This is a genomic window from Streptomyces nitrosporeus, from assembly GCF_008704555.1.
Taxonomy (GTDB): domain Bacteria; phylum Actinomycetota; class Actinomycetes; order Streptomycetales; family Streptomycetaceae; genus Streptomyces; species Streptomyces nitrosporeus.
Map to the genome: position 1 here is coordinate 7,149,919 of NZ_CP023702.1, position 25,671 is coordinate 7,175,589.

The window sequence follows — 25,671 nt, forward strand, 5'->3', positions numbered from 1 at the left end:
CCCTCGCGGCGCGTCCCCGCGCCATGGAGCCTGGCGGGGGCGGGTCCCCGGAGGCACCGGCTCAGGGGCGCGGCCCGATCAGCCGCCGCCCGGCACGGACCGAGATCGCCGACGCCGGGCAGGAATCCGCCGCGTCCAGCGCCCGTTCGTCCTCGGGAATGCGCTCCGCGAGCGGTTCCGCCCGGTCCTCGCCGTCCAGCCGGTACAGCTCGGGCGCGATCCCGGCACACATACCGGACCCCATGCACAGCTCCCGGTCCACCCCGGTCGTCCAGGACACCGCCCTCACCACCCCACCGGCATCTCGCTCGGACCGCGCACCAGCATCCGGTCCTTCCACCGCACGTCACCCGCCACCCTCAGATTGGGGAAGCGTCCGAGCAGCGCGCCCAGCGCCTCCTGGAGCTCCAGCCTGGCGAGCGGCGCGCCCAGGCAGTGGTGCACCCCGTGTCCGAACCCCAGATGCTGCACACCGGCCCGGGAGACGTCGAGCCGGCCGGGGCCGTCGAACTTCAGCGCGTCGCGGTTGGCTGCGCCGATCGCGACCAGCACGGGCTCACCGGCCCGGACCAGCGTGCCGCCGACCTCCACGTCCTCGGTGGCGTACCGGGGGAAGCTCGCACCGCTGCCCAGCGGCACGAAGCGCATCAGCTCCTCGACCGCCCCGCGCAGCAGGCCGGGGTCCGCGCGGAGCGCCGCCAGCTGCTCCGGGTGGTCGAGCAGCGCGTGCACGAAGTTCGGGATCTGCGTGGCGGTCGTCTCGTGCCCCGCGACGAGGATGCCGACGCACAGATCGACCAGCTCCCGCTCGCTCAGCCGGTCCCCGGTGTCCCGTGCCTCGATCAGACCCGTCATCAGGTCGGGCCGCGGGTCGCGCCGGTGGTCCTCGACCAGCCCGGCCATGTAGGCGCGCAGCTCCTCCCTGCTGCGCTGGAACTCCTCGGCCGTCAGGGAACTGGTGGAGAGCGCGGCGTCGCTCCAGGCCCGGAACCGGGGGCGGTCCTCCTCCGGTACGCCGAGCATGCGGCAGATGACGGCGACCGGGATCGGCAGCGCGTAGTGCTCCACGAGGTCGGCGGGCTGCCCCATCGCCTCCAGGCCGTCGAGCAGCCGGTGCGCCAGTTCCCGTACCGCCGGGCGCAGCTTCTCCACCTGGTGCACGGTGAACGCCTTCGCCACCAGCGTCCGCAGCCGGGTGTGCCCGGGCGGGTCCATGCTCAGGATGCCGCTGTCCTGCTGCCCCTGCGTATGGCGCGGCTCGTCGTGCCGCAGCGCCTCCGCCCGGCTGAAGCGGCGGTCGCCGAGCACCAGGCGGGCGTCGGCGTACCGGGTGGCCAGCCAGGCCGGTTCCCCGTACGCCAGCCGTACGCGTAACAGCCCCGGCCGCTCCAGTGCCTCCCGGTACGCGTCCGCCAGGCCCAGCCCGTCCGGCTCGTTGAACGGATAGGCGACGGGTGCCTGTCCGGCGGCGATCGTCATGGCGTGTCCTCCAGGTCGTTCGGTGGATGCCATTCGATGATCACGGCCGCCCGGCGACGCGGGCAACAGCGCCTTGTCGGCCACCGGCCGGGGCCCGCCGGCAGCGCCCCCGGGCGGCCGGGGACACGGCCAACGGGCGGCCGGACCTACCGTTACGCGCCCTTGCGGCCCACCGCCACATAGCCCGCGCTGATCACGTCGTCCTGGCCGGGAACCGGCTCCCCGAGCTCCGGGTGCCAGGCCTCGGCGGCCACGATGCCGGGCTCGACGATCTCCAGGCCGCGGAAGAAGGCGGCGAACTGCTCACGGCTGCGCGGTGCGAGGGTGAGCGCCTTGGCCTTGTACATCTCGTCGACCTTCCGGGCCTCCTCCGGGTGGAAGTCGGCGGTGAGGTGGGAGATCACCATGTAACTCCCCGGAGCCAGCGCGGAGACCAGCCGGTCGACGAGTTCGTAGGCGCCGTCCTCGTCGCTCACGAAGTGCAGCAGGGAGATCAGCGACAGGACGACCGGCCGGTCGAAGTCCAGCGTCTTCCCGGCCTGTCCGAGAATGGCGTCGACGTCCCGGGCGTCCGCCTGCACGTAGTCGATGGCGCCTTCCGGCGTGCCCTTCAGCAGGGCCTCGGCGTGCGCCAGCACGATCGGGTCGTGGTCGCAGTACACGACGCGGGTGGCGGGGTCCGCCTCCTGGGCCACCTGGTGCAGGTTGGGCTCGGTGGGTATCCCCGTGCCGATGTCGAGGAACTGGCGGGCGCCCTGCGCCGCCAGCCAGCGGGTCGCACGGTGCATGAACGCCCGGTTCACCCTCGCCATCACCGGCACGGCGGGTTCGACGGCGAGCATCTGACGGCCCATCGCCTCGTCCACCGGATAGTTGTCCTTGCCGCCGAGGAACCAGTCGTACATCCGCGCGGGATGCGGCCGGCTGGTGTCGATGCGCAGGGCGGTGGCGTCGTTCTCCGGTCGGGACATGCGAACTCCAGGGTGCGTCGAAGCATCGGATGATCAGCTGGCACCCAGAGTAGAGAACGCGGGAACGGAAAGGACCGGCGGCCGATGAGATCGTGGCCGCCGGTCCGTGTTCCGTACCGGGGGAAGGGCGTGGGCCCGGTGACGGTGGTGCCGCTCAGTGCCTGAAGGCGTCCTTCGTCTTCTCCTTGGCCTGGCGGGCGTCGCCCTGGGACTGGTCGACCTGGCCCTCGGCCACGAGGCGCTCGTTGCCCGTGGCGCGGCCGGCCGCCTCCTTGAGCTTCCCCTTGGCCTGCTCCGTCTTGGCGCGCGTCTTCTCGTCGGCAGACATGGTCACTCACACCTTGCTGTAGTTCGACGTCAGGAACACCTGTCGTGTGACCGTGATCCGGCTCCCCAAACCACTTCGCCCCCACGGACCCCTCCGTCCTTTCCGGAACGCACCGCCCCGGGTGAGCCATGTCTCACCCGCCCGGCGGCCCTTGTCTATGCAACGAGTTGCATAGCATCATCCGGGTATGGCGCTCGACCACGCGATCCTCGTGTCCCTCCTGGAGCAGCCGGGCTCCGGCTACGAGCTGGCCCGGCGGTTCGAGCGGTCCATCGGATACTTCTGGACCGCCACACACCAGCAGATCTACCGCGTGCTCAAGCGCATGGAGGGCGACGGCCTCCTCGACGTACGGGAGGTCCCGCAGCAGGGGCGGCCGGACAAGAAGGAGTACTCCGTCGCCGGCCCCGGCCGGGCCGCTCTCGCGCAGTGGCTGCGCGACCCGATCGAGCCCGAGAGCCTCAGGCACGACCTCGCCGTGAAGATCCGGGGCGCCGCCTTCGACGACCCGGCGGCGCTGGTGCGCGAGGTCGAGCGGCACCACCGGGCGCACAGCGGCCGGCTCGCGCACTACCTCGCGGGGGAGTCGCGCGACTTCACCGGACCCGGCGCCCCGGCACCGCTCGACGCGGGCCAGGAGCTCCAGCACGTCGTGCTGCGCGGCGGGATCGCGTACGAGCGGATGACGATCGCCTGGCTCGACGACGTACTCGAGACCCTCCACCGGATCACCGCGCGCGGTCCGGGCGCCTGACGCGCCCCGGCATCCGGAACCAGACACCGAACCCCTCACACCCGGAAGGCGCCCTCATGGCCGATCCGCTGCTGTTCCACCCGCACACCTACGACCCGGCGCACTTCGACCCCGAGACGCGCAGACTGCTGCGGGCCACCGTCGACTGGTTCGAGGACCGCGGCAGGCGCCGGCTGACCGAGGACTACCGGACCCGGGCCTGGCTGGGCGACTTCCTCGGATTCGCCGCGAAGGAACGGCTCTTCGCCACCTTCCTGACGCCCGCCTCCGCCGCGACGCGCGAGGACCAGCGCTGGGACACCGCCCGGATCGCCGCGCTCAACGAGATCCTCGGGTTCTACGGCCTCGACTACTGGTACGCCTGGCAGGTGACCATCCTCGGCCTCGGCCCGGTCTGGCAGAGCGGCAACGCAGCCGCCCGCGAGCGCGCCGCCGCCCTCCTCGCCGACGGTGAGGTGTTCGCCTTCGGCCTGTCCGAGCGGGCGCACGGCGCCGACATCTACTCCACCGACATGCTGCTGGAACCGGACGGGAACGGCGGCTTCACGGCCTCCGGCTCCAAGTACTACATCGGCAACGGCAACGCGGCGGGCCTCGTCTCCGTCTTCGGCAGGCGCACCGATACCGAGGGGCCCGACGGGTACGTCTTCTTCGCGGCCGACAGCCGCCACCCGGCTTACCACCTGGTGAAGAACGTCGTCGACTCCTCCAAGTACGTCAGCGAGTTCCGCCTCGACGCCTACCCGGTCGGCCCCGAGGACATCCTGCACACCGGACGCGCCGCCTTCGACGCCGCCCTCAACACCGTCAACGTCGGCAAGTTCAACCTGTGCACCGCCTCGATCGGCATCTGCGAGCACGCGATGTACGAGGCCGTCACCCACGCGCACCACCGCGTCCTCTACGGCCGTCCCGTGACCGCCTTCCCGCACGTCCGCCGCGAGCTGACCGACGCCTACGTACGCCTGGCCGGCATGAAGCTCTTCAGCGACCGGGCCGTCGACTACTTCCGCTCGGCCGGGCCCGACGACCGCCGCTACCTGCTCTTCAACCCGATGACCAAGATGAAGGTCACCACCGAGGGCGAGAAGGTCATCGACCTGATGTGGGACGTCATCGCCGCCAAGGGGTTCGAGAAGGACACCTACTTCGCCCAGGCGGCCGTGGAGATCCGCAGCCTGCCCAAGCTGGAGGGCACGGTGCACGTCAACCTCGCCCTCATCCTGAAGTTCCTCCGCAGCCACCTCCTGGAACCCGTCGGGTACGAGCCCGTGCCGGCCCGGCCCGACGCCGCCGACGACGCCTTCCTCTTCCGCCAGGGGCCCGCCCGGGGGCTGGGCTCCGTGCGCTTCCACGACTGGCGCCCGGCCTTCGACGCCTACGCGGGCGTGCCCAACGTCGCCCGCTTCCGCGAGCAGGCCGACGCCCTGTGCGACTTCGTACGCACGGCCGCGCCGGACGAGGAGCAGAGCCGCGACCTGGACCTCCTGCTCTCCGTCGGCCAGCTCTTCGCCCTCGTGGTGCACGGCCAGCTGATCCTGGAACAGGCCCGTGCGACGGACCTCGACGAGGACGTCCTCGACGAGCTCTTCGCGGTCCTCGTCCGCGACTTCTCCGCCCACGCCGTCGAACTGCACGGCAAGGACTCCGCCACCGGGGAGCAGCAGGCCTGGGCGCTCGGGGCCGTACGCCGGCCGGTCGCCGACGTCGCACGCTCGGCGCGGGTCTGGGCACGTGTCGAGGCGCTGGCGGGGGCCTACGAGATGGCGGAGTGACCGCCTGACGTCCCACCGGCCGGGCACGGGCCGCGGCCGGCGGGACCTGCGGCGGGAGAGCCGGCCGGGTCCGCGGACGCCCGGACCGGCCGGGCCCGGCCCGCGTGTGCGACGCGGGCCGGGCCCCCGTCCGTTCTACCGTTCTGCGATGAGGCCCGTCCCCTGGTGGATCCTGCTCTCCTCCGTGTCCGCACCCGTCCTCCTCGTCGGCGGCTGGGCCGTCTCGGCGGTCCTCCAGGGACCCGGGTACGACCCCGCCTCCGCGACGATCAGCACCCTGGCAGCCGACGGAGCCGCCGGCTACTGGGTGATGACCCCGGCCCTGGTCGGCCTGGGCGTCTGCCATGTGGTCACCGCCTGGGGCCTGCGGCCGGCCGCCCCGGCCGGCCGCGCGGCGCTGGCGGGCGGCGGGCTGACGGCGATGCTGCTGGCCCTCTTCCCGGCGCCGAGCAGCGGGGGATCGCTGGACCACGGGGTGGTGGTGACCATCGGTTTCTCCCTGCTCGCGCTGTGGCCGGTCCTGGCCGTACGCCGCCTCGCCGACGGCGGCCCGGTCCGCGGCCCAGAGGCCCCGGACCGCGCCGGCGCCCCCACCGCTCCCGCCCCGGCGGGGCCGGCGTTCGCCGGGGACGCTCCATGGGGCCTGCGCCCGGGGCCGTCCCTCGTGGCGACCGCGTTGATGTGGCTGGGCGGCGCCTGGTTCCTGCTCGCGCTGTACGCGCACGACACGGCCGGAGCCGCCGAACGCGTCGTGACCTTCGCGCAGTCGTTCTGGCCCCTGGTGGTGGTGCTCTCCTGCGTCAGGGCGTCCGGCCGCGACCGGCGCCCGCTGTGAAGGGGGCGCCCCCGCCCCGGACCGTCCCTGCTCCGGACCGCCCCCGCCCCGGCCGCGCCCGGGAGAGGCCCTCAGCGCCCGCCGGTGTACTCCTCCTGCCTCAGGCGCAGCGCCTCCGACTCCGCGTCCCGCGAGTCCGCCCCGCGCCCCAGTTCCCTGAGATCGACGGCGAGGTCGTGGAGCGTCCGGGCGAGGAAGGGGCGGTAGGTGCCGGGATCGCTCTCGCACAGAGCGCGGTAGAGGGCGACCGCCTCCCGTCCGCACTCCACCGCGTCCGGCAGCCGCCCCAGCTCCCCGAGCGGCAGCGCGATGTGGTGCAGGCTCGCCGCGAGACCGGGCACGGAGGAGGCGGGCCCGGAGACGGCCAGCGACCGGTGGAGCTCCACCGCCTCCTCGTACACCGGGAGCCAGTCCTCCCACCGGCCCGGCAGACCCCTGCGCATCGCACGGGCGTTGACGGCCCGGGCGAGCCGGTTCAGGCTTTCGGCGAGCGCCGGGAGGTGCGCCGCACGGTCCTTCGCGGCAGCCGACCGGCGGGCCCGTACCTCCTCCCGCAGAGCCGACAGCATGTCCGTCCCCGCAGTGTCCGCCCCCGCCGTCTCCACCGTGTCCGCCCCCGTCGTCCCCGCCGTGTCCACCGTGTCCGTCCCCGCCGTCGTCTCCACCGCGTCCCTTTCTGCCGCCACGGGCCCCGCGTCCAGCTGTCCGGAAGCCATCGCTCAGACCTCGCCGAGGTCCGAGCTGAGCCAGTGCTCGGGCCGCATGCGGATGACGACCTGCTCGCCGTGCTCCTTCCACGCGAAGCCGACATAGGCGTCGACCTTCTCGGCGGGGAGGTAGCGCGCCGAGATCTCCACCAGCTGTTCGCGGGTGGCGGGGGCCGTTTTGACGACGGGGCCCTCGACGGAGACGTACCGGACGGTGGGTGACACCCGGTCGACCATCAGGCTGAACCGTCCGGCGGCGGCGATGGCGACACCCTTCCGCGAGTCACGGCCCGTCATGATCCAGACCTCGCCCCCGGGTTCGTACTGGTACCAGATGGGAACGGTGAGCGGAGCCCGCCCCTCACGGCCAGGGTCCACGGCCAGCGCGGCGATGTGCGGCTCGGCGAGGAACTGCTCGCGCTCTTCACGGGTCAGTGCCATGGACGACTCCTTCGTGGGCAGGCTGTCGAGGTTCCGTGCCGCATTATGTCCCGTTGATGCGGCACACCGACCATTTCCGGCTGGACGTGACCGCGGTGTCCGCGGGCCCGGCGAAAGGAGGTTTCCAGGCCATTTGCCTAAAGGGTTTAGGTAAATGCACACTGGTATCTGCCGAACGAGGGAGAGGCTGTGGCGCGGGTAGGGCTGACCACCGAACGACTGGTGCGCGCGGGCGCGGAGATGGCCGACGAGGCCGGGTTCGACCGGGTGACCGTCTCCGCGCTCGCCCGGCAGTTCGGCGTCAAGGTCGCGAGCCTGTACTCGCACGTCAGGAGTTCGCAGGACCTCAGGACGCGTATCGCCCTGCTCGCCCTGGAAGAGCTCGCCGACCGGGGCGACGCCGCCCTGGCGGGGCGGGCGGGCAAGGACGCCCTGGCGGCCCTGGGCGACGTCTACCGCGACTACGCCCGTGAGCACCCCGGACGCTACGCCGCGGCCCGGTTGCGGCTCGACCCGGCGACGGCCGCCGGGAGCGCGGGCGTGAGGCACGCCCGGATGACACGGGCGGTCCTGCGGGGCTACGACCTGGACGAACCGGACCAGACCCATGCCGTCCGGCTGCTGGGCAGCGTCTTCAGCGGCTACGTCGGCCTGGAACTGGGCGGAGGCTTCGACCACAGCGCGCCCGACACGCAGGAGACCTGGACGCGGATCCTGGACGCCCTCGACGCGCTGCTGCGCAACTGGCCCGCGCCCTGACGGGCGGCCGGCGCCACGGCTTCCCGTACACACATCCGGACGACAGGCTGGGACGATGCACACCGAAGACCGCTGGATCACCACGCCCCTCACGGCGGGCCTCCTGCGCGGCGCCCTCGACGTGGAGCGGACCGCGCACGGACTGCTGCCGCACCGGCTGCCGGCCCGGGCCCGGGCGCAGTGCGCCGACCCGCAGCTGGCCATGGCCGAATCCCAGCCCTCCGGCGTACGGCTCGCCTTCCGTACCCGGGCCACCGCCGTGGAGCTGGACACCCTCCCCACCAAACGGCAGTACACCGGCGCCCCGACCAGGCCCGACGGCGTCTACGAACTGCTGGTCGACGGCGTCCTCACGGGCAGCGGCAGCGTCGGCGGCGGCAACGTCCTGACCATCGACATGGCCACCGGGCGCACCGGGCGCCGTGACGGCCGCGCCGGGACCCTCCGGTTCGACGGGCTGCCCGGCCGGCTCAAGGACGTCGAGATCTGGCTGCCGCACAACGAGACCACCGAACTCGTCGCCCTGCGCACCGACGCGCCGGTCGGGCCCGCCGAGGACCGGGGCCGCGCGGTGTGGCTGCACCACGGCAGTTCGATCAGCCACGGCTCCGACGCGACCGGCCCCACCGGCACCTGGCCGGCGCTGGCCGCCTCGCTCGGCGGGGTGGAGCTGATCAACCTCGGCCTGGGCGGCAGCGCGCTGCTCGACCCGTTCACGGCCCGGGCGATCCGGGACACCCCGGCCGACCTGATCAGCCTGAAACTGGGCATCAACGTGGTCAACGCCGACCTCATGCGGCGCCGGGCCTTCGGCCCCGCGGTCCACGGCTTCCTCGACACCATCCGTGAGGGGCACCCCACGGTGCCGCTGCTGGTGATCTCGCCCCTGCTGTGCCCCATGCACGAGGACACCCCGGGGCCGAGCGCGCCGGACCTCGGCGGCCTCTCCGAAGGGCGGCTGCGGTTCGCGGCCATGGGCGACCCCGCCGAGAAGGCCGCGGGCAAACTGACGCTGGGCGTGGTCCGGGAGGAACTGGCCGCCGTGGTGGAGCAGCGGTCCGCCGACGACCCCCACCTGGCCTACCTCGACGGCCGCGAGCTGTACGGCGAGGCGGACTTCGCCGAACTGCCGCTGCCCGACCAGCTCCACCCGGACGCCGCCGCCCACCGCCGTATCGGCCGGCGCTTCGCCGGACTGGTCTTCGCTCAGGGCGCCTTCGCCGGCCGTGGGACGGCCCGCGAAGGCGGCTGACACCCGGCCGGGGCCCTACCGGCCCCGGCCGAGCTCGATGCGCATGCCCAGGTCCTCGCCGGCCGGCCCGGAGGCGGACTTGTCGAGGACGTAGGCGACGCCGTCACCGGTCACCTGGACGTGGTTGGGCAGCGCGGCGGTGGCCACCCGCTCCACGACCCTCCCCGCACGCGGGTCGACGACCGACACCCCGGGGGCCAGCCGGTCGACGACCAGGACCCGGCCCGAACGCCGGTCGGTGGCCAGGGACTTCGCACCGGCGCCGGTGGGCACACTCGCGGTGACCGCTCCGGTGCGCAGGTCCACCACCGACATGGTGCCCGCCCCCTGGTCGGCGGTGTAGACGGTACGGCCGTTCGGCGAGAGCGCGACCGAGAGCGGGCCGTCGCCGGTGGGGATGAGCCGGGTGGCACCGGTACGGGGCGAGACCTGGATGATCCGGTCGTGCGTGAAGTCGGAGGCGTAGACCGCGCCGGTCCGCTCGTTCACCGTCAGCCCCGTCGGTCCCGAGCCCTCGACGGCGACCCGGTCGGTCTCACGGAACGTACGGCTGTCGAAGGCGACGATCTCACCGCTGCCGAAGGCCGTGGTCCACACCGTGTCGCGCTTCTCGTCCACGACGATCTCGCGCGCGTGGGCCACGCCGGGCAGGGTCGCCAGGTGCCGGCCCGTCGCCTGGCTGTAGACGGCGACGCTGTCGTTGCGGGAGTTGGTGACCCAGAGGGTGTTGTGCTCGTCGTCGACGTCGATGCCGTAGACGGCCTCGACGGTGCCGTCCGCCGTGTCGAGGGGGACCGGGTACGTCGCCTCGACCTCCAGGGTGTCGGGGTCGATCCGCACCAGCCGGGAACCGGTGACCGGGGCCGGCGGCTGGCCCACGGACGCGGTCGCCCAGAGCGTGTCGTTCCGCTCGGAGTAGGCGGACTGGTACAGCCCCTGCACGAGCGGCGCGGAGCTGACGGGCAGTCGGGCGGTGGCGCCGGCGTCCACGGCCGCGTCCGCCGCCCCGGCGAACGTGAGGGTGCTGACTGCCGCGAGGGCCACGGCGCTCGCGGCGGCGCGGTGGACACGTCGATGGAGCAAGGGCATGGTGTGGGATCTCCCTGAGGCGCCTGCCCGGGGGCGCCCCCCGGGGTAAAACTTAGGTAAGGCTAAGCTATTGGATGTTTCACTCGCGGGGCAACCGCCCCTCCCGCCCCCGCTGTTTGGCGCGGGCCGGGGGAGAGGGGTGAGAGGCGCCGGGGGCGCGGCCGTACGGGGCGTTTGTGGGTGATGCGGCCGGGTACTGGTGTTTTCGCCTCTCACGTCCCGCCGCCGAGGAGTGACCCATGCCCGCCCCGCCCCAGCGAACCGGTCCGTACGCCGACGGCGCGGCGACGGCCGCCGGGGCCCCGGCCCGGTGAGGCTGTGGCCCGGCCGCCCGTCGTGGTCCGTGCGCAGGCCCGACCGGTACCAGCTCGCGCAGTCGCTCAAGGCCGCCGCCGCGGCCGCCCTCGCCTGGGCGGTGACGGGATGGTGGCTGGAGGCACCGATGGCGCTCATGGCGCCGTGGGCGGCGGTGGCGCTGGTGCAGGGCACCGTGTACCGGTCGGTGCGCACCGGCGTCGAACTGGTCTCGATGATCGCCGCGGGCACCCTGCTGGCCGCCGGGGCCGCCGCCCTGACCGGGAACACCATGACGGCCATGCTGGTCGCACTGCCCCTGGCCGTCCTCCTGGGGGACTGGGCGCCGGTCGGGAACCAGGGGCTGTACGCACCGACCACCGCGCTCTTCGTCCTCGCCTACGGCTCGTACTCCCTGCCCGCCGTCGGGCACCGGCTGCTGGAGACGCTCGTCGGGGCCGCGGTGGGCGTGGTGGTGAACGCGCTCGTGCTGCCGCCGGTCCACTCGCTGGAGGTGAGGCGGCTGGCGTCCGCGCTGCCGGGCGACTGCGCCCGGCTCCTGCGGCGCATCGGTGAGGGCATCGACGAGGACTACCCGGAGGCACGGGCCGCGGAATGGTACGAATCCGCCGGCGAACTGTACGGAGTCCTCGCCGACCTGCGCACCGCGCGGGCCTGGTCCACCGAGAGCATCCGGTTCAACCCGGGGCACCGCTTCCGGCGCAAGGGCCCGCCCGTCCCGTCCGACGCGTGGGACGGCGTGTGGACCCGGGTCAGCAACCGGATCCTCACCCTCACCCTCACCCTGCTGGAGGCGGCGTCCGAACGGCGCCTCCTGCCCCGGCCGCCGGCCGGCACCCTCACCGAACTGAGCACCCTGCTCACCGCCGCCGCCGAGGTGTGCGCCGTCGAGCAGGACGTCACGGAACACGGCCCCGGCGACGAGACCGCGGCGCGCCGCCACGAGCACCTGACACGCGCCCGGGAGGCCCTCGCCAGGATGAAGCGGGGCGAGCCGGCCGCGGACCCGGACGCCAGGGCGTCGGCGGGCAGCCTGATGGCCGACGCACAGGCGCTGCTCGACGACCTCACCCCGGACGAACGGCGGCAGGCGGGCCCCGACCCCCGCTGCCTCCCGGTCCGGCCGGGACACCGGGACACCGGAAACACCTGACCCGGCGGCCCCGCGCGGGTGCCCCAGAGCCCCCGTACGGCGATGGTGGACGAGGTACCCCGGGGCACCGGACGTGACATCCGTGACACGGGGAACGAGCATCAGGACCGGACCGGGAGGAAGCCGGGAAAGGAGCGGAGATGACCTCGCACAAGGACACCCGACGACCGCAGGACGAGACGGCGCTGGACGAGGTGACGGAGGAGGCCGGGCGGGCCGCCCGCCGCCCCGTCCCGGAGAAGGACCCGGAGAAGGACGGCGACGGCGGACGGCCGGGCGAGGGCGACGCTCTCAGTCCCAGCCCTCCGGCCCAGCAGGAGACGGCCGGCCATGAGGAATGAGCCGGACGACCTACGGAAGGAACCACCGGACATGCCCATCGCGAGCTACTGCCTCGTCGCGCTCGACTGCCCCGACCCCGCGGCCCTGGCGGCCTTCTACCAGGCGGTGCTCGGCGGTGAGATCGCCCACGACAGCGACCGCTGGTACGAACTGACAGTGCCCGGCGGGGCCCGTATCGCCTTCCAGGAGGCCCCGGGCCACCGGCCGCCCCGGTGGCCGGACGCCGGCGACGGCTCGCAGCAGGCGCACCTGGACTTCGAGGTCGAGGACATCGAACGGGCCCAGGAACAGGTGCTGGCCCTCGGCGCGACCGCGCTGGACCTCGACGACCGGGGAGGGGAACGCGACTTCCGGGTCTACGCCGATCCGGCGGGCCACCCGTTCTGCCTCTGCCGCCAGTAGCGGGAGCCCCCACCGGGACCGCGGCACGCCCGCTCCCGGCCCCCACGGCACCCGCCGTGCCCCTTCCCGGCTCAGAGCCCCGGGAAGGGGCACGCCCCCCGCTGCCCGCCACCGGTCAGACGCAGCTGGAGCATCGCCACCAGCCGGTGCTCGGGGTCGTCCAGATCGAGTCCCGCCAGTGCCGAGGCCTTGCGGATCCGGTAGCGCAGGGTGTTCGGATGGATGTTCAGTTCCTTCGCCACCCTGGGCACGTCGCCGAAGGCGTCGAGGTAGCGGAGCAGGGAGTCCGCCAGCCGGGTGCCCTGCTCCGCGTCCCGGGAGACCAGGGCCGCCAGTCCGGGGTGGCGGATGTCCGTGTGCCCGTCGAGGAGTCCGAGGAGGTCACGGACCATCAGCGACGGGATCAGGACCCGGTGCGTCGCCACCGTGCGCTCCGGGGTGCGGGCCATGACCTCCAGGGCACGATGGCCGCGCAGCTTCACCGAGGGGATGTCCACCAGGCGGCCGGCCCGGCCGGCGACCACCGCCTGGACCGGGGTGCGGGTGTGCCTGCGCAGCGCCGTGACGACCTCGTCGGCCCAGCGGACCAGGGCGGCCTCCCCGGTGTCCGCCCCCTCGTGCGGGCCGGTGCGGGACACGGACGGCTCCGGCAGCATCACGTAGATCTGCCCGCAGGCCCGGGCGACCAGGGCGCCGCTCCGGTGGGCCGCGGCGTGCACCGCGGTGATCGCGGCGGCCTCGGCCAGCCTGGCCTCGTGGCCCGCGTCGTCCCCGGCGGTGTCAGGAGCCGCCGGTTCCCGCAGGTCGAAGGCGACGACGGTGGCGGCGGCGTCCGGGGTGACCCCCAGATGGGCCGCCAGGGCCGACGGGTCGAAGCGGCCCGTCAGCAGGCCGTGGGCCAGGTCGGTCCGCGACAGCGACCGCGCCGCGGCATCGCCCTCGTAGTAGTGGTCGATCAGCTGCGGCACCGCGAGCCGCGCGGCGCCGCGCAGCATCTCCTCGCTGTTCGCCGCGAGAGGCCGGTCGCCCTCCTGGACCCATATCGTGCCCAGCGGGCGCCCGCCCGCGTTGACACCGACGACCAGCCGGCGCCGCAGGCCCAGCCCGGGACGGGCGTCGACGGCGACGACCTCGCCGTCCTCGCGGGTACGCCGGTAGACACCCAGGTCACGCAGCAGTGCCAGGAACCGGTCCGGGCAGTGGCGGCCCAGCACCGACAGCCGGCGCAGCTCGTCCGCCTCCTCGGCCGGCCCCGCGTATGCCAGGACACGGTGCGCGCTGTCCTCGACGCTGGCCAGCCCGCACGTGACCGTGGCCATGGTCTGGGCCAGCGCGAACAGATCGCCCCGGCGTCCCGGGCGGGCCCGGCGGGCCTCGCGGTCGACCCGCTCCCAGGGGACCTGGCGCCCGATCCCCAGCACCGTGACACCCATGCCGAGCGAGGCGTCGAGCACGGCCCGCGGAAGGGCCTCCTCGCCCTCGTCCAGTCTGAGCACCACCCCCGCCGCCCCCGCCCGGGCGGCCGTCCGCACCATGGCCGCCGCCGCCGCCGGGCCCCGGGCCCCGACGGCCAGCACCAGGGAACCGGGCGCGGCCACCGGGGTCTCACCCGGCTCCGCTATGACGACGTCCCCGGCCTCCCGCGCACCGGCCTGCGAGACGTCGGCGCCGAGCGCGGACGCGAGCATCCGCAGATCGATCCCCCCGGTGTGCTCGGCCGGGGCCGCCCGCATGTTCATCGCCACAGGATAGGAGCTCCGGACAGGAGGGGGGCCCGGTGCCCTCCCGGCCCGGCCGGCCGCGGTGCCCCCTGGTCAGACGGCATCCAGATCCCGGTCCTTGGTCTCCGGCAGCGCCAGCACGCACACCAGGGAGAGCAGGGCCATGCCGCTCATGAACCAGCCGCCGACCGCGGGGCTGTAGCTCTCCGCCAGGGCCGTCACCACCAGCGGGGCCGCCGCACCGCCCAGCACCCCGCCGAGGTTGTAGGAGAAGCCGGCACCCGAGTACCGCACCCGGGTCGAGAACAGCTCCGGCATGTAGGCGCCGGCCGGGCCGTAGATGATGCCCATGCAGAGCAGGGCGCCGCTGAGCGCCACCGCGATCAGCGCGTAGTTCCCGGTGTCCAGCAGCGGGAAGATCACCGCGCCCCACACCACACCGAACGCCGCGCCGCCGATGATGAGCTTGCGGCGGCCGATCACGTCGGACCACTTCGCCACCGCGAAGGTGGACACCCCGAGCACCAGGACCGCGACCAGGGTCAGCGCCAGCATGTCGTTCTTCGGGATCTCCAGGGTGTCCGTCGTGTAGGTCATGCAGTAGGTCGCCGCGGTGTAGAACATCACGTACACCACGGTGATCATGCCGGCGCCGAGCAGCATCTCCTTGGGGTGCCTGCGGAACGCCTCCATGAGCGGGGTCTTCGCCGCTTCGCTCTTCTCGGCCGCCTTGACGAAGGCCGGGGACTCCGCGACCTTCAGCCGGATGAAGAGACCGACCGCGACGAGCACGAAGGAGAGCAGGAACGGAATCCGCCAGCCCCAGCCCTCGAACGCCTCGTCGCCCAGCAGACCGGACATCAGCAGGAAGGTGACGGTCGCGGCGAAGTAGCCCACGGGAGAGCCCATCTGCGCCGCGGCGGCGTACAGGCCGCGCTTCTTCGCCGGTGCGTGCTCCACGGCCAGCAGGGCCGCGCCGCCCCACTCGCCGCCCAGGCCCAGGCCCTGGATCAGGCGCAGCAGTACGAGCAGGACCGGGGCGGCGACACCGATCGTCTCGTAGCCGGGCAGGAGCCCGATCGCGCCGGTGGACAGTCCCATCATCAGCAGCGAGACGACCAGCACCGCCTTGCGCCCGATCCGGTCGCCGTAGTGCCCGAATATCGCGGCGCCCAGCGGGCGGGCCGCGAAACCCACGGCGAAGGTCGAGAGGGTGGCCAGGGTGCCCGCGGTTTTCGAAAGCCCGGGGAAGAACGCCTCGTTGAGGACGAGCGCGGCCGCGGTCCCGTAGATGTAGTAGTCGTAGAACTCGATGGCCGTGCCGATGAAACTGGCCGTCGCGACGCGGCGCATGCCCTGGGGCGCCGGAGTACCGGCTTCCGGATCGCCGGCAGGGGGAACTGTGGTGCTCATGAGGACTCCGCGAAGAGTGGGGACGGGGCACCGCCTGTCGGCGGCGAACGGATGCTGAACGCTAAACCGCAGGTGGGTGCCCGGTTCCTGTCCATCGGAACAACGTGTGGGGCCGGGCGCTGTCCGATCGGACAGCGCCCGGCCCCACACGTTGTTCACGCCCTCGCGCGGGCGTGGCGGCCGGTGTCGGCGGCCGCCGCAAAGGGGCGGGGGATCAGCGTTCCACCACGTGCCGCTTGTCGGGGACGCAGTGCGTCATGGTCAGCCCGGTGACGTCCCGCGGAGGGTTGCTGCCGAGCCGCGAGAGCCGTTCGCGCTCCTCCTCGCTGAGGTTCTGGGTGGCCAGCGGAGGGAGGTGGGCGACGTCGGAGGGGCTGATGCCGATGCCCTCGCCGACCCGGAGCCCGAGCTCGTTGTCCGCCATCAGGCAGTGCCAGACCATCCGCTCCTGCACGGGCCGGGCGCACTGGGAGAAGAGAGCGGTGAAGTTCTTGACCAGATCGTCCTGCTCCCACTCCTCCATCAGCTGGTAGCGCTGGCCGGCCTGGAGGTAGTCGTTGGTGCGGGGGATCCTGGACCGGGTGAGCCGGCCCTCGATCACCGGGCCCTGCTCGTCGTGGGTGAGGGGGCCGGCCTCCCGCAGCCCGCCGGTGATCGACGGTTCGTAGTTGACCTCCGGGTTCTCACCGCCGTGGCCGTTGTCGTAGGCCATCAGGCCGTCGCGCTGGTTGGTGGCGACACGGGCGGCCTTGGCCTGGTTGACCGGCAGCTGGAGGTAGTTCGGGCCGACCCGGTAGCGCTGGGTGTCGCTGTAGGAGAACGTACGGCCGACCAGCATCTTGTCGTCCGAGAAGTCCAGCCCGTCCACCAGGACACCGGTGCCGAACGAGGCCTGCTCGTTCTCCGCGAAGTAGTTGTCCGGCATCCGGTCGAGCACCATGCGCCCCACCGCCTTCGGCGGGAAGTCCTGCTCGGGCCAGGTCTTGGTGTCGTCCAGCGGGTCGAAGTCCAGCTCGGGGTGCTCGTCGTCGGACATCATCTGGACGACCAGTTCCCACTCGGGGTGGTCGCCGCGCCCGATGGCCTCGTACAGGTCCTTCGTCGCGTGACCCAGCTCGTCCGCCTGGATGTTCGCCGCGTCCTCCTCGGTCATGCTGCTGACACCCTGCTTGGGCAGCCAGTGGTACTTGACCAGGACCGTGCCGCCCTCGGAGTTCACCCACTTGTAGGTGTTGACGCCGAAGCCCTGCATATGGCGGTAGTCGGCCGGGATGCCCCGGGGACTGAAGAGGTTCACCAGCATGTGCATGCTCTCCGGGGTCTGCGACATGAAGTCGAAGATCCGGGCCGGTTTCTGCTCGTGGGTCACCGGGTCGGGCTTGAGCGCGTGGATGACGTCGGGGAACTTGATGGCGTCCCGGATGAAGAAGATCCCGAGGTTGTTCCCCACCAGGTCCCAGTTGCCGTCCTCCGTGTAGAACTTCACGGCGAAGCCCCGCGGGTCCCGGGCCGCCTCGGAGGAGTCGCGGCCGCCGATCACGGTGGAGAAGCGCACGGCGACGTCGGTCCGCTTGCCGGCCTCCTGGAACAGCCTGGCCCGGGTGTACCGGCCGATGGGCTCGTCGCCCCACTTGCCGTACGCCTCGAAGTAGCCGTACGCCGTCACCCCGCGCGCGTGGACGACACGCTCCGGGATGCGTTCCCGGTCGAAATGGCTGATCTTCTCCAGGAACTGGTAGTTCTCCAGAGTCGCCGGGCCACGGGCGCCGACCGTGCGCTGGTTCTGGTTGTCGTGGACGGGGTGGCCCTGGCGGTTGGTCAGGTACGGCCGCTCGTCCTTCTCGGCAGACCCCTTGTCCGCGGTCTCGCTCACAGGCTGTGCTCCTTCGCTGCGGAATGGACCCCCCGACCGTTCCCCGCGGCGCCGTCCCCCTTGCACCGGCGGACCCGTTTTCCGCCGTCCGCCGCGCGAGAGGGACCCGTCCGGCCCTTCCCGCAGCCGCCCGCCGTCCGCCCCGCCTCCAGGGGCACCGGGGCGCCCCTGGAGGCGGGCAGGTCAGGCGCGGATGGTGCAGATGGCGTCGTAGGGCCGGCCCGGACTCGGGAAGAGCTCCAGGGGCTCGGACCCGGACGGGCACTCCTCGGCCGTCTCGGTCAGGGCGGCGACCTTGCCGCCGCCGCCCGAGGCGCAGGGCACCTCCTTGGCGGAGTCGTCCACACAGTCACCCACCACCAGCTGGCCGCCACCGGCCCCGGCGTCCCCCGGGTGATCACCGGAGAGGTTGCGGCCGCAGACGGTCCTGCTGGGGATGCCGCCGCCGGCGTCGCCCGTACCGAAGGAGACCTTCACCGAGATGATGGCGTCCGTACCGGCCGGGCACTGGACGGAGTCGGCGAAGAACGAACCGTCCTGGACCTCCAGCGCCTTGATGGTCGCCCCCGGGTCGTCGCACTCCATGCTCAGGTAACCGTCCTTCGAACCCTTCTCGGGCCCGGCGCAGTCACCGGCCTTCCACTCCTTCGCCGCCTGACCGCCGCCGCTGCCGCCGGAGGTCCCGTCGCAGGCCGTCGCCGCCGCAAGTACTAACCCCGCGGCCAGCACCGCCCCCGCACCGCGAAGGGCAGCCCTGCCCCGGGTACCTCCGGTGCGAGGGCCGACGTGAAGATTCATGGTGCTGCTCCTCCGTTGTGTGCCTGTATGCGCCTGCGCGCATCGGACGCGTTCCGCGCGTACGCGCCGGGGGCGGGCGGCGCACCCGGTGGAGCGGGTGCCCGGCGCCTCGCCCGGCGGCGGACGACTGGCCTGACGACGCCGGAAGGCGGTGCCGCGGTTCCACCCGTGAGGCTCCCGCGTACCGCTCACGGCGGCCCGTGCGGGCGCTGCCCCGGGTCCGCGCTCCGGGCCGCAGCGGGGCGGCCGGTCCAGGAGGACGTCCACGCCGGCCGGCGGGCGAGCGCGCCGGGCACGGCGCGCAGCGGGAGCCCCGGCGGGCCGTGCCGTCCGGTGGGGTCCACCGGCCTGCCCACCGCCGCAGGCTTCCCGGCAGCTCCGTCCGTACCTGTACGCGTACGGAACCCCCGAGCGCCGGCCCGGGGCATACCGGAGGGTCGGGGCGGGGCAGCGGGGAGAGGCGGGAGCGAGCAGGGGGAGCGGGGGAGGGGCGACGGTGACGGACCGGGCGGGGGAGGGGCGGCCAGGCAGGAGCCGTGGTGGGCGCGGCCGGTCCCGGCCCGCCGGCAGCCCCGGCGTGGAGCCGCTGTGACGGAAGGCCGTTCCGGCTCCCGGAACGCGGGACGCGGGGCGGTGACGGCCTGGACATCCTCGCGCCCCGGCGGGGTAGGCGGACGGTACACCGTCCCGAGGAGGAGCTATGTCCGGACTGATCACCCGCCTCACTCAATTCACCCGCAGCCCCCAGGGCCGGCGGACGATCGCGTCGGCCCGGCGTGCCGCGGCCGACCCGCGTAAGCGTGCCCAGGCCCGCCGTCTGTTCGGCCGGCTGCGCGGACGCCGGTGACGCCGGCGCTCCGGCCCGGCTGACCGGGCGAGGCGAGTCCCGGTCCGAGGCGGTCGCGCGCCGTAGCGGGCTCGGCACCGCCGCCGATCTGCGCACGCCGGCGCGGCGTCGGACCGGAATCGCACCGTCGGCGTACAAACGCCGCTCCGGGCCGGAGGCGAACCGACGGCTGCTGCCCCGCCGGCTCACAGGGGATCGCGGGCGGAAGGCTCTCCCGGGTGGCCTCCGCCCGGGGCGGAGAGGGCAGGTGACCGGGTGCCGCCGGGCCGTTTCGCACGGACGGGCCGTCCGAGGACGACTCCGGTCAGGACCAGCACCAGTCCGCCCACCTGCTGGACGGTCAGCATCTCGGCGGCGAGCAGGGTACCGAGCAGCACACCGGTGACGGGGTTGAGCAGCCCGATCATGCCTACGGTGCCCGCGGGCAGGCGCCGCAGGCCTGCGAACCAGACGACGAAGGCCAGGGAGGTGGCGACCAGAGCGGTGTAGGAGAAGCCGAGGAGCGCCGGTGGGGAGAACGCGGGGGGAGCGCCCTCCACGGCCACGGCGACGGGCAGCAGGAGCAGTCCCCCCGCGGTGAGCTGCCAGGCGGTCGAGGTGAGCACGTCGGCGCCGGTGCTCCACCGTTTGGCCAGGATGTGACCGAAGGACGATACGAGCATGGCCGCGACCGAGACGAGGAGCCCCTTCGCGTGCATCTCCTCCGAGCCGGTGAGCACCATGAGACCCACCCCGGCGAGCCCGGTCACGGCCCCCGCCAGATGGGCGGACCGCGGGCGCTCGGACACCAGGCCCCAGGCCATGAGCGTCATCGCCATCGGGGACAGCGCCATGACGGTTGACGCCAGGCTCGTCGGCAGCAGCTGGGAAGCGACGTAGACGAGGACGAAGAACACGCTCATGTTGAGCAGGCCGAGCACCGCCGACCTCCACCACCACGCACCGCGTGGCAGCCGCCTGCGCAGGGCCAGCAGGAGAAGGCCCGCGGGCAGGGCCCGCAGAACGGCTCCGTACAGCGGGTGGTCGGCGGGGAGGAACTCGCGTGTGACGAAGTAGTTGGCCCCCCAGGCCACCGGCGCGATCGCGGTCAGCAGCACCCACCGCACGTTTGCTTCCATGGAAGCGAATAGTAGCTTCCCTGGAAGTTATTATGTGCGCATGGAGGAACGGCAGCCGTTGGACCGCGTAGCCCGTATCCAGGCCGACTGGCGTCACCAGCGGCCTGACGTCGACGTCTCCCCTCAGGGAGTGATCGGCCGGCTGCATCGCCTGGCTGCCCGGCTCACCGAGGAACTCTCCCGCGTGTACGACCGCTACGGCCTCAGCGAGGGGGAGTTCGACGTCCTGTGCGCACTGCGCCGTGCGGGCGCGCCCTACGAACGGGCGCCGGGTGACCTTGCCGCGCACACCATGGTCACCACCGGCGCGATGACGAAGAGGGTCGACCGTCTGGAGCGGGCCGGACTCGTCACCCGCCGCCGTTCCGACGACGACCGGCGCGGCCGGATCGTCGCCCTCACCGGTCCCGGACGGCAGCTGATCGACCAGGCGTTCACCGACCACATGCGCAACGAACGGCGCCTGCTGGACCTGCTGACGCCCTCCGAGGCCGAAGCCCTCGAACCCCTGCTCACGGCCTGGCTCTTCCGCGTCGAGCATCCACGCCCTTCCGGCGGCGGGTGACCCGCGGGCGGCCGGTGCGCGTGACGGGGGGCCGGGCGGCGCTACGGCCTCAGGGGCGCGGCCAGGGCCGGCCGCTGAGGCGCTCGATGCCCGCGTTGAACCGCTTGAGGTAGCCCGCGAAGGCGGCGACGTCCTGCTCGGGCCATTCGGCCATCACCCGCTCCAGGGTCTCGGCGGTGCGTTCGCGCTCCTCGTCCAGCAGGCGGGAGCCCTCCTCGGTGATCCGGAACTTCCGGGCCATGCCCCCGGCCGGATCGGGGATGCGCTCGGCCTGACGGGCCCGGACCACCGCGGCGGTCTGCCGGTTGAGGGTGGAGGCGTCGAGTCCCAGGGCGTCGCTCAGTTCACCGATCGACATGGGGCCCTGGACGCGGAGCCGGCTGAGCAGGACATAGGCGCTGCGCTCCAGCCTTCTGCCGCCGCCGTGTCCCGCGCGGTGCTGCTGGAGGCCGTAACGGCTCAGGAGCATCTGCTCGTACTCGACCTCGTACGTCGACGGCCTGCCCATGCCCCTGGTGCCTCCTGCTTCACAGCCGGTCCGGCGGAACGCGACCCGCGCCTGCCGGTGGCCTCCAGTCTCTCATGGCAACGTGCATCGCACACATAACATGCTCGATACATTTGGTGTGTACGATGCACAGCGCATCCGACAGATTTGCGAGGAATCCTCTTATGGAAGTACCCCAGCCCTCCGCCCGCTCGGGCGGCGTGGTCGCCACCCTGGCGTTCGCGGGCACCACGGCGGCAATCATGCAGACCCTGGTGACGCCTCTGATCCAGGATCTCCCGAAGATCCTGCACACCTCGTCCGCGAACAGCGCCTGGGTGATCACGGTCACCCTGCTCGTGGCCGGCGTCTGCGTGCCCGTCACCGGACGGCTCGGCGACCTGCTGGGCAAGCGCCGCATGCTGCTGGCGTGTTCCGTGCCGCTGATCGTGGGCTCGGTGGTCTGCGCGCTCTCCTCCTCCGTCGTCCCGATGATCGTCGGGCGCGGCCTCCAGGGCATGGGCATGGGCATGGTCCCGCTCGGCATCGCCCTGCTGCGCGACGTGGTCCCCGCGGAGAAGCTCAGCTCCTCCATCGCGCTGGTCAGCGCCTCCATGGGCATCGGCGGCGGCCTCGGCCTGCCGATCTCCGCGGCGGTCGCCCAGTACACCAGCTGGCGCGTCCTCTTCTGGGGTTCCGCCGTGCTCGCCGTCGGCATCGCCGCGTTGATCTGGTTCCTGATCCCGGACGTCCCGCCGGGCGCCAAGGGCCAGCGCTTCGACTACCCGGGCGCGGTCGGGCTCGGCATCGGGCTGGTCAGCCTGCTGCTCGCGGTCTCCAAGGGCGCGGAGTGGGGCTGGGGTTCGGCGACGACCCTCGGCCTGTTCGCCCTCGCCGTCGTGGCCCTGCTGGCCTGGGGCTTCTGGGAGACCCGCACCCGCGACCCGCTGGTCGACCTGCGCACCACGGCACGCCCGCGCGTCCTGTTCACCAACGCGGCGTCCCTCTTCGTCGGCTTCGGCATGTACGCCAGCATGCTGATCATCCCCCAGCTGCTGCAGTTCCCCGAGGCCACCGGCTACGGCCTGGGCCAGTCGATGCTCGCGGCCGGTCTGTGGATGGCCCCCGGCGGCATCATGATGATGGTCATCTCACCGCTCGGCGGGAAGCTCACCGACGCCCGGGGCCCGAAGTTCACCCTGATCTGCGGAACGCTCGTCATCGCGGCCGGATACGGCCTCTCGCTGGTCCTGATGGGCTCCGCCTGGGGCCTGATGCTGGTCATCATGGTCATCAACGGCGGTGTCGGCCTCGCCTACGGGGCGATGCCCGCCCTGATCATGAGTTCCGTGCCGCTCAACGAGACGGCGGCCGCCAACGGCTTCAACACGCTGATGCGCTCCCTGGGCACGTCGATCGGCGCCGCGGTGATCGGTGTGGTCCTCTCCCAGATGACCGTCTCCGCGGGCGGTTTCAGCCTCACCTCGGAGAGCGGCTTCCGTGCCGGTCTGGTCGTCGGCGCCGGTGTCGCCCTGGTGGCCGCGTTGATCGCCGCCCTCATCCCGGCCGCGCGCGCGGCCCGGGACGAGGCGGTGGAGGCGGCAGCCCCCACGGCCCCGGAGCCGGCCGCGGCGAAGGCCTGACCCGGCCTCCGGGTGGCCGCCCCTCCGGGACGGCCCCGTACGGCACGCGCCCCCGGCAGCACCTCGGTGCCGCCGGGGGCGCGGTCGTCCACGGGCCCCTCGGACGGTGGCGGACACGTCGTCCACGGACCCGTCGGACGGTGGCGGACATGTCCTCCGCCGGTCCGGTCAGACGGTGGCGGACGGGCCGACCAGCTCGCCCAGCACGTCCTCCATCGTCACGAACCCGATCACCGTGCCCTTCTCCCCCGTGACCGCGGCCAGGTGGGTGTCCCCGGCGCGCATGGCGGTCATCGTGTCGTCCAGCGGCGTGTCGATCTCCACCCGGATCACCGGATGGAGCGCGGCCGACGGGAAGGGCTCGTGCCGCCGCTCCGTACCGAGCGCGTCCTTGATGTGCAGGTACCCCAGGATCGCCCCTCCCGGGCCCGTCACCGGCAGCCGCGAGAACCCGCTGGCCGCCGCCGTGCGCTCCAGGCGCGCCGGAGTGATGTCGTGGCCGACGGTCACCGTCCTGCCGAGCGGCACCATCACCTCCCCGACCGGCCGGGTGCCCAGCTCCAGCGCGTCCCGCAGCCGCTCGCCGTCCGCCGGGTCCAGCAGACCGGCGTCGCTGGAGTCCTTGACCAGGCGGACGAGCTCGTCGTCCGTGAAGACGGCGGCGACCTCGCTCTTCGGCTCCACCTTCAGGAGCCTGAGGAGGGCGTTGGCGAAGGCGTTGATGCCGAAGATGACCGGACGCATGGCGCGGGTGAGCGCCACCAGCGGCGGGCCCAGCAGCAGCGCGGTCGGCGCCGGGGCGGCCAGCGCGATGTTCTTCGGCACCATCTCGCCGATGAGCATGTGCAGATACGTCGCGGCCGTCAGCGCGATCACGAACGCGATCGGGTGGATCAGCCCCTCCGGGACACCGACGGCGTGGAACGGCGGCTCCAGCAGATGCGCGATCGCCGGCTCCGCGACGGCGCCCAGCACCAGCGAGGAGATCGTGATGCCGAGCTGGGCGGTGGCCATCACCGCGGACAGGTGCTCCAGACCCCACAGGGTGGACCTGGCGCGGGCGTTGCCCTTGAGCGCGGCCGGCTCGATCTGGCTGCGGCGTACGGAGATCAGGGCGAACTCCGCGCCGACGAAGAAGGCGTTGGTCAGCAGCGTCAGCGCGCCGATCAGCAACTGGACGGCGGTCATCGGACCTCCTCGGCGATCTTCGGGGCGGGGGCGGTGATCCGGACGCGGTCGGCCCGGTGGTGCGCGACGTGCAGCACGGCGAACTGCCAGCCGTCCGCCTCGACGCGGTCGGTCAGGCGCGGGATGCGCTCCAGCCGCGCCGCGAGCAGCCCGGCCAGCGTCTCGTACGGGCCGTCGGGCGCGGTGAGGCCGATCTCCTCCAGCTGGTCCAGCCGGACGCTTCCGTCGGCCTCCCACACCGTCCGGCCGTCCGCCGACAGCTCCAGCCGCATCAGGTCGGGCCGCTCGTGCGGGTCGTGCTCGTCGCGTACCTCGCCGACGACCTCCTCCACGACGTCCTCCACCGTGGCGACACCCGCCGTACCGCCGTACTCGTCGATGACCACGGCCATCGTCCTGCTCTGCCGCAGCCGCTGCAGCATGCGGTCCACCGGGAGGGAGTCCGGCACCAGCAGCGGCGGGGTGGCGAGCTCGGTCACCGGGGTGCGCGCGCGGACGGCCTCGTCGAGCGCCAGGACGTCACGGATGTGCACCGTGCCGATGACCTCGTCCAGGCTGTCCCGGTAGACCGGGAAACGGGACAGGCCCGTGGCCAGGGTGAGGTTGGCGGCGTCCGCCGCGGTCGCGTGGGCCTCCAGGGCCTGGACGTCGACACGGGGCGTCATCACGTTCTCCGCGGTCAGCTCGCCCAGGTGCAGCGTACGGACGAACAGCTCCGCCGAGTCCTGCTCCATGGCCCCCTCCAGCGCGGAGTGCCGGGCGAGCGCCACCAGCTCCTGCGGGCTGCGCGCCGAGGCCAGCTCCTCCTGCGGATCCAGGCCGAAACGCCGCACCAGCCGGTTGGCGGTGTTGTTCAGGTGCCGGATCAGCGGACCGAAGAACGCGGTGAACGCGCGCTGCGGACCGGCCACGACCTTGGCGACGGCCAGTGGGCTGGAGATCGCCCAGTTCTTCGGGACCAGCTCACCGACGACCATCAGCACCACGGTGGCCACGGTGACCCCGAGCAGCGTCGCGACGGTGGACACCGCCCCGGAGGGCAGGCCGGCGGCCTCCAGCGGACCGCGCAGCAGCACGGCCAGCGAGGGCTCGGCGAGCATGCCGATGACCAGGGAGGTGACCGTGATGCCCAGCTGGGCACCGGACAGCTGGAAGGTCAGGCGTTTGACCGCCTCCAGCGCGCTTCCCGCTCCGCGCTCACCGGACTCGGCGGCACGCTCCAGCTCGCCGCGCTCGATGGTGGTCAGCGAGAACTCGGCCGCGACGAACACCGCACACGCGAGGGTGAGGGCGAGCGCGACGAGCAGCAGAAGTACTTCCGTCACCGTGCCACCCCCGTTCCGCGGTGTGCGGACTGCGATCGGGCCGTGGCACGGCTGGTACTACCGGATTCACCCATTGCGGGTGCTGCTCCTT

The 25,671-nt window shown here is 73.0% G+C and carries 25 protein-coding genes; 10 read left to right on the top strand and 15 right to left on the bottom strand.

Annotated features, from left to right (window positions below):
- Positions 1–61 precede the first annotated feature (61 nt).
- From CP967_RS31840 to CP967_RS31855, 4 genes are all read right to left on the bottom strand, one after another.
- A complete protein-coding gene (locus tag CP967_RS31840) occupies positions 62–289 on the bottom strand; it encodes a ferredoxin (protein WP_150492146.1) in 228 nt (75 codons plus the stop codon).
- Entirely contained in the window at positions 286–1,479 is a 1,194-nt protein-coding gene (locus CP967_RS31845) for a cytochrome P450 (RefSeq protein ID WP_150491279.1), read from the bottom strand. Before CP967_RS31845 ends, CP967_RS31840 begins: the two co-directional genes overlap by 4 nt.
- Before the next feature lie 152 nt (positions 1,480–1,631).
- The gene (locus tag CP967_RS31850; protein ID WP_150491280.1) at positions 1,632–2,450 is read right to left on the bottom strand and encodes an SAM-dependent methyltransferase; all 819 of its coding nucleotides are present in this window, start codon (positions 2,448–2,450) and stop codon (positions 1,632–1,634) included.
- 154 nt (positions 2,451–2,604) lie between these two features.
- A complete protein-coding gene (locus CP967_RS31855) occupies positions 2,605–2,778 on the bottom strand; it encodes a CsbD family protein (protein ID WP_150491281.1) in 174 nt (57 codons plus the stop codon).
- A gap of 187 nt (positions 2,779–2,965) precedes the next feature.
- Between CP967_RS31855 and CP967_RS31860 the strand changes: the two genes are divergently transcribed.
- The 3 genes from CP967_RS31860 to CP967_RS31870 all read left to right on the top strand — a co-directional run bounded on the left by CP967_RS31860 (position 2,966) and on the right by CP967_RS31870 (position 6,142).
- Entirely contained in the window at positions 2,966–3,532 is a 567-nt protein-coding gene (locus CP967_RS31860) for a PadR family transcriptional regulator (protein WP_150491282.1), read from the top strand.
- Positions 3,533–3,588: 56 nt separating this feature from the next.
- Entirely contained in the window at positions 3,589–5,307 is a 1,719-nt protein-coding gene (locus CP967_RS31865; RefSeq protein ID WP_150491283.1) for an acyl-CoA dehydrogenase family protein, read from the top strand.
- A gap of 148 nt (positions 5,308–5,455) precedes the next feature.
- Positions 5,456–6,142, top strand: coding sequence for a DUF998 domain-containing protein (locus tag CP967_RS31870; protein ID WP_150491284.1), 687 nt, complete (start codon positions 5,456–5,458; stop codon positions 6,140–6,142).
- A gap of 71 nt (positions 6,143–6,213) precedes the next feature.
- On the opposite strand, the gene CP967_RS31875 is transcribed toward CP967_RS31870, so the two are convergent.
- Positions 6,214–6,858, bottom strand: coding sequence for a tetratricopeptide repeat protein (locus CP967_RS31875; RefSeq protein ID WP_150491285.1), 645 nt, complete (start codon positions 6,856–6,858; stop codon positions 6,214–6,216).
- Positions 6,859–6,861: 3 nt separating this feature from the next.
- Positions 6,862–7,290: a pyridoxamine 5'-phosphate oxidase family protein gene (locus CP967_RS31880; protein ID WP_150491286.1), complete on the bottom strand. Its 429-nt coding sequence runs from the start codon at positions 7,288–7,290 to the stop codon at positions 6,862–6,864.
- A gap of 189 nt (positions 7,291–7,479) precedes the next feature.
- Between CP967_RS31880 and CP967_RS31885 the strand changes: the two genes are divergently transcribed.
- Positions 7,480–8,049: a TetR/AcrR family transcriptional regulator gene (locus tag CP967_RS31885; protein WP_150491287.1), complete on the top strand. Its 570-nt coding sequence runs from the start codon at positions 7,480–7,482 to the stop codon at positions 8,047–8,049.
- Positions 8,050–8,104: 55 nt separating this feature from the next.
- Positions 8,105–9,301 (top strand): GDSL-type esterase/lipase family protein, encoded by a 1,197-nt coding sequence (locus CP967_RS31890; protein ID WP_150491288.1) that lies wholly within the window; start codon positions 8,105–8,107, stop codon positions 9,299–9,301.
- Between the two features lie 15 nt (positions 9,302–9,316).
- On the opposite strand, the gene CP967_RS31895 is transcribed toward CP967_RS31890, so the two are convergent.
- Positions 9,317–10,390, bottom strand: coding sequence for a YncE family protein (locus tag CP967_RS31895; protein ID WP_150491289.1), 1,074 nt, complete (start codon positions 10,388–10,390; stop codon positions 9,317–9,319).
- 343 nt (positions 10,391–10,733) lie between these two features.
- On the opposite strand from CP967_RS31895, the gene CP967_RS31900 reads away from it, so the two are divergent.
- From CP967_RS31900 to CP967_RS31910, 3 genes are all read left to right on the top strand, one after another.
- A complete protein-coding gene (locus tag CP967_RS31900; protein ID WP_150491290.1) occupies positions 10,734–11,858 on the top strand; it encodes an FUSC family protein in 1,125 nt (374 codons plus the stop codon).
- A 140-nt stretch (positions 11,859–11,998) separates the two neighbouring features.
- Positions 11,999–12,199 carry a hypothetical protein gene (locus tag CP967_RS31905; protein WP_150491291.1) on the top strand — a complete coding sequence of 67 codons (201 nt, stop codon included), beginning with the start codon at positions 11,999–12,001 and terminating at the stop codon, positions 12,197–12,199.
- Between the two features lie 31 nt (positions 12,200–12,230).
- Positions 12,231–12,602: a VOC family protein gene (locus CP967_RS31910; protein ID WP_150491292.1), complete on the top strand. Its 372-nt coding sequence runs from the start codon at positions 12,231–12,233 to the stop codon at positions 12,600–12,602.
- 71 nt (positions 12,603–12,673) lie between these two features.
- On the opposite strand, the gene CP967_RS31915 is transcribed toward CP967_RS31910, so the two are convergent.
- From CP967_RS31915 to CP967_RS31940, 5 genes are all read right to left on the bottom strand, one after another.
- The gene (locus CP967_RS31915; protein WP_150491293.1) at positions 12,674–14,341 is read right to left on the bottom strand and encodes a PucR family transcriptional regulator; all 1,668 of its coding nucleotides are present in this window, start codon (positions 14,339–14,341) and stop codon (positions 12,674–12,676) included.
- Positions 14,342–14,416: 75 nt separating this feature from the next.
- On the bottom strand, positions 14,417–15,736 hold the full coding sequence (locus tag CP967_RS31920) for an MFS transporter (RefSeq protein WP_208838885.1): 1,320 nt from the start codon (positions 15,734–15,736) through the stop codon (positions 14,417–14,419).
- 214 nt (positions 15,737–15,950) lie between these two features.
- A complete protein-coding gene (locus CP967_RS31925; RefSeq protein ID WP_150491294.1) occupies positions 15,951–17,609 on the bottom strand; it encodes a catalase in 1,659 nt (552 codons plus the stop codon).
- 183 nt (positions 17,610–17,792) lie between these two features.
- Positions 17,793–18,407, bottom strand: a complete 615-nt coding sequence (locus CP967_RS31930; RefSeq protein WP_150491295.1) for a hypothetical protein — start codon at positions 18,405–18,407, stop codon at positions 17,793–17,795.
- A 1,032-nt stretch (positions 18,408–19,439) separates the two neighbouring features.
- Entirely contained in the window at positions 19,440–20,372 is a 933-nt protein-coding gene (locus tag CP967_RS31940; RefSeq protein WP_190175381.1) for a DMT family transporter, read from the bottom strand.
- A 40-nt stretch (positions 20,373–20,412) separates the two neighbouring features.
- On the opposite strand from CP967_RS31940, the gene CP967_RS31945 reads away from it, so the two are divergent.
- A complete protein-coding gene (locus tag CP967_RS31945) occupies positions 20,413–20,937 on the top strand; it encodes a MarR family winged helix-turn-helix transcriptional regulator (RefSeq protein WP_150491296.1) in 525 nt (174 codons plus the stop codon).
- 49 nt (positions 20,938–20,986) lie between these two features.
- Here CP967_RS31945 and CP967_RS31950 read toward each other — a convergent pair whose 3' ends face one another.
- Positions 20,987–21,445: a MarR family winged helix-turn-helix transcriptional regulator gene (locus tag CP967_RS31950; protein WP_150491297.1), complete on the bottom strand. Its 459-nt coding sequence runs from the start codon at positions 21,443–21,445 to the stop codon at positions 20,987–20,989.
- Between the two features lie 164 nt (positions 21,446–21,609).
- Here CP967_RS31950 and CP967_RS31955 point away from each other — a divergent pair, with 164 nt between their 5' ends.
- The gene (locus CP967_RS31955; RefSeq protein ID WP_150491298.1) at positions 21,610–23,067 is read left to right on the top strand and encodes an MFS transporter; all 1,458 of its coding nucleotides are present in this window, start codon (positions 21,610–21,612) and stop codon (positions 23,065–23,067) included.
- Between the two features lie 168 nt (positions 23,068–23,235).
- Here CP967_RS31955 and CP967_RS31960 read toward each other — a convergent pair whose 3' ends face one another.
- Both CP967_RS31960 and CP967_RS31965 read right to left on the bottom strand, forming a co-directional pair.
- Positions 23,236–24,255 (bottom strand): hemolysin family protein, encoded by a 1,020-nt coding sequence (locus CP967_RS31960; RefSeq protein WP_150491299.1) that lies wholly within the window; start codon positions 24,253–24,255, stop codon positions 23,236–23,238.
- Positions 24,252–25,580: a hemolysin family protein gene (locus CP967_RS31965; protein WP_150491300.1), complete on the bottom strand. Its 1,329-nt coding sequence runs from the start codon at positions 25,578–25,580 to the stop codon at positions 24,252–24,254. The genes CP967_RS31960 and CP967_RS31965 overlap by 4 nt, the downstream gene beginning before the upstream one ends.
- Positions 25,581–25,671: the final 91 nt, after the last annotated feature.

Bases quoted from the DNA above. Each gene is read 5' to 3' on its own strand.
- CP967_RS31930 (WP_150491295.1), bottom strand. From the start codon at position 18,407: ATGAATCTTCACGTCGGCCCTCGCACCGGAGGTACCCGGGGCAGGGCT.
- CP967_RS31940 (WP_190175381.1), bottom strand. From the start codon at position 20,372: ATGGAAGCAAACGTGCGGTGGGTGCTGCTGACCGCGATCGCGCCGGTG.
- CP967_RS31865 (WP_150491283.1), top strand. From the start codon at position 3,589: ATGGCCGATCCGCTGCTGTTCCACCCGCACACCTACGACCCGGCGCAC.
- CP967_RS31945 (WP_150491296.1), top strand. From the start codon at position 20,413: ATGGAGGAACGGCAGCCGTTGGACCGCGTAGCCCGTATCCAGGCCGAC.
- CP967_RS31910 (WP_150491292.1), top strand. From the start codon at position 12,231: ATGCCCATCGCGAGCTACTGCCTCGTCGCGCTCGACTGCCCCGACCCC.
- CP967_RS31960 (WP_150491299.1), bottom strand. From the start codon at position 24,255: ATGACCGCCGTCCAGTTGCTGATCGGCGCGCTGACGCTGCTGACCAAC.
- CP967_RS31845 (WP_150491279.1), bottom strand. From the start codon at position 1,479: ATGACGATCGCCGCCGGACAGGCACCCGTCGCCTATCCGTTCAACGAG.
- CP967_RS31950 (WP_150491297.1), bottom strand. From the start codon at position 21,445: ATGGGCAGGCCGTCGACGTACGAGGTCGAGTACGAGCAGATGCTCCTG.
- CP967_RS31875 (WP_150491285.1), bottom strand. From the start codon at position 6,858: ATGGCTTCCGGACAGCTGGACGCGGGGCCCGTGGCGGCAGAAAGGGAC.
- CP967_RS31855 (WP_150491281.1), bottom strand. From the start codon at position 2,778: ATGTCTGCCGACGAGAAGACGCGCGCCAAGACGGAGCAGGCCAAGGGG.
- CP967_RS31860 (WP_150491282.1), top strand. From the start codon at position 2,966: ATGGCGCTCGACCACGCGATCCTCGTGTCCCTCCTGGAGCAGCCGGGC.
- CP967_RS31920 (WP_208838885.1), bottom strand. From the start codon at position 15,736: ATGAGCACCACAGTTCCCCCTGCCGGCGATCCGGAAGCCGGTACTCCG.
- CP967_RS31880 (WP_150491286.1), bottom strand. From the start codon at position 7,290: ATGGCACTGACCCGTGAAGAGCGCGAGCAGTTCCTCGCCGAGCCGCAC.
- CP967_RS31915 (WP_150491293.1), bottom strand. From the start codon at position 14,341: ATGAACATGCGGGCGGCCCCGGCCGAGCACACCGGGGGGATCGATCTG.
- CP967_RS31850 (WP_150491280.1), bottom strand. From the start codon at position 2,450: ATGTCCCGACCGGAGAACGACGCCACCGCCCTGCGCATCGACACCAGC.
- CP967_RS31905 (WP_150491291.1), top strand. From the start codon at position 11,999: ATGACCTCGCACAAGGACACCCGACGACCGCAGGACGAGACGGCGCTG.
- CP967_RS31955 (WP_150491298.1), top strand. From the start codon at position 21,610: ATGGAAGTACCCCAGCCCTCCGCCCGCTCGGGCGGCGTGGTCGCCACC.
- CP967_RS31890 (WP_150491288.1), top strand. From the start codon at position 8,105: ATGCACACCGAAGACCGCTGGATCACCACGCCCCTCACGGCGGGCCTC.
- CP967_RS31870 (WP_150491284.1), top strand. From the start codon at position 5,456: ATGAGGCCCGTCCCCTGGTGGATCCTGCTCTCCTCCGTGTCCGCACCC.
- CP967_RS31895 (WP_150491289.1), bottom strand. From the start codon at position 10,390: ATGCCCTTGCTCCATCGACGTGTCCACCGCGCCGCCGCGAGCGCCGTG.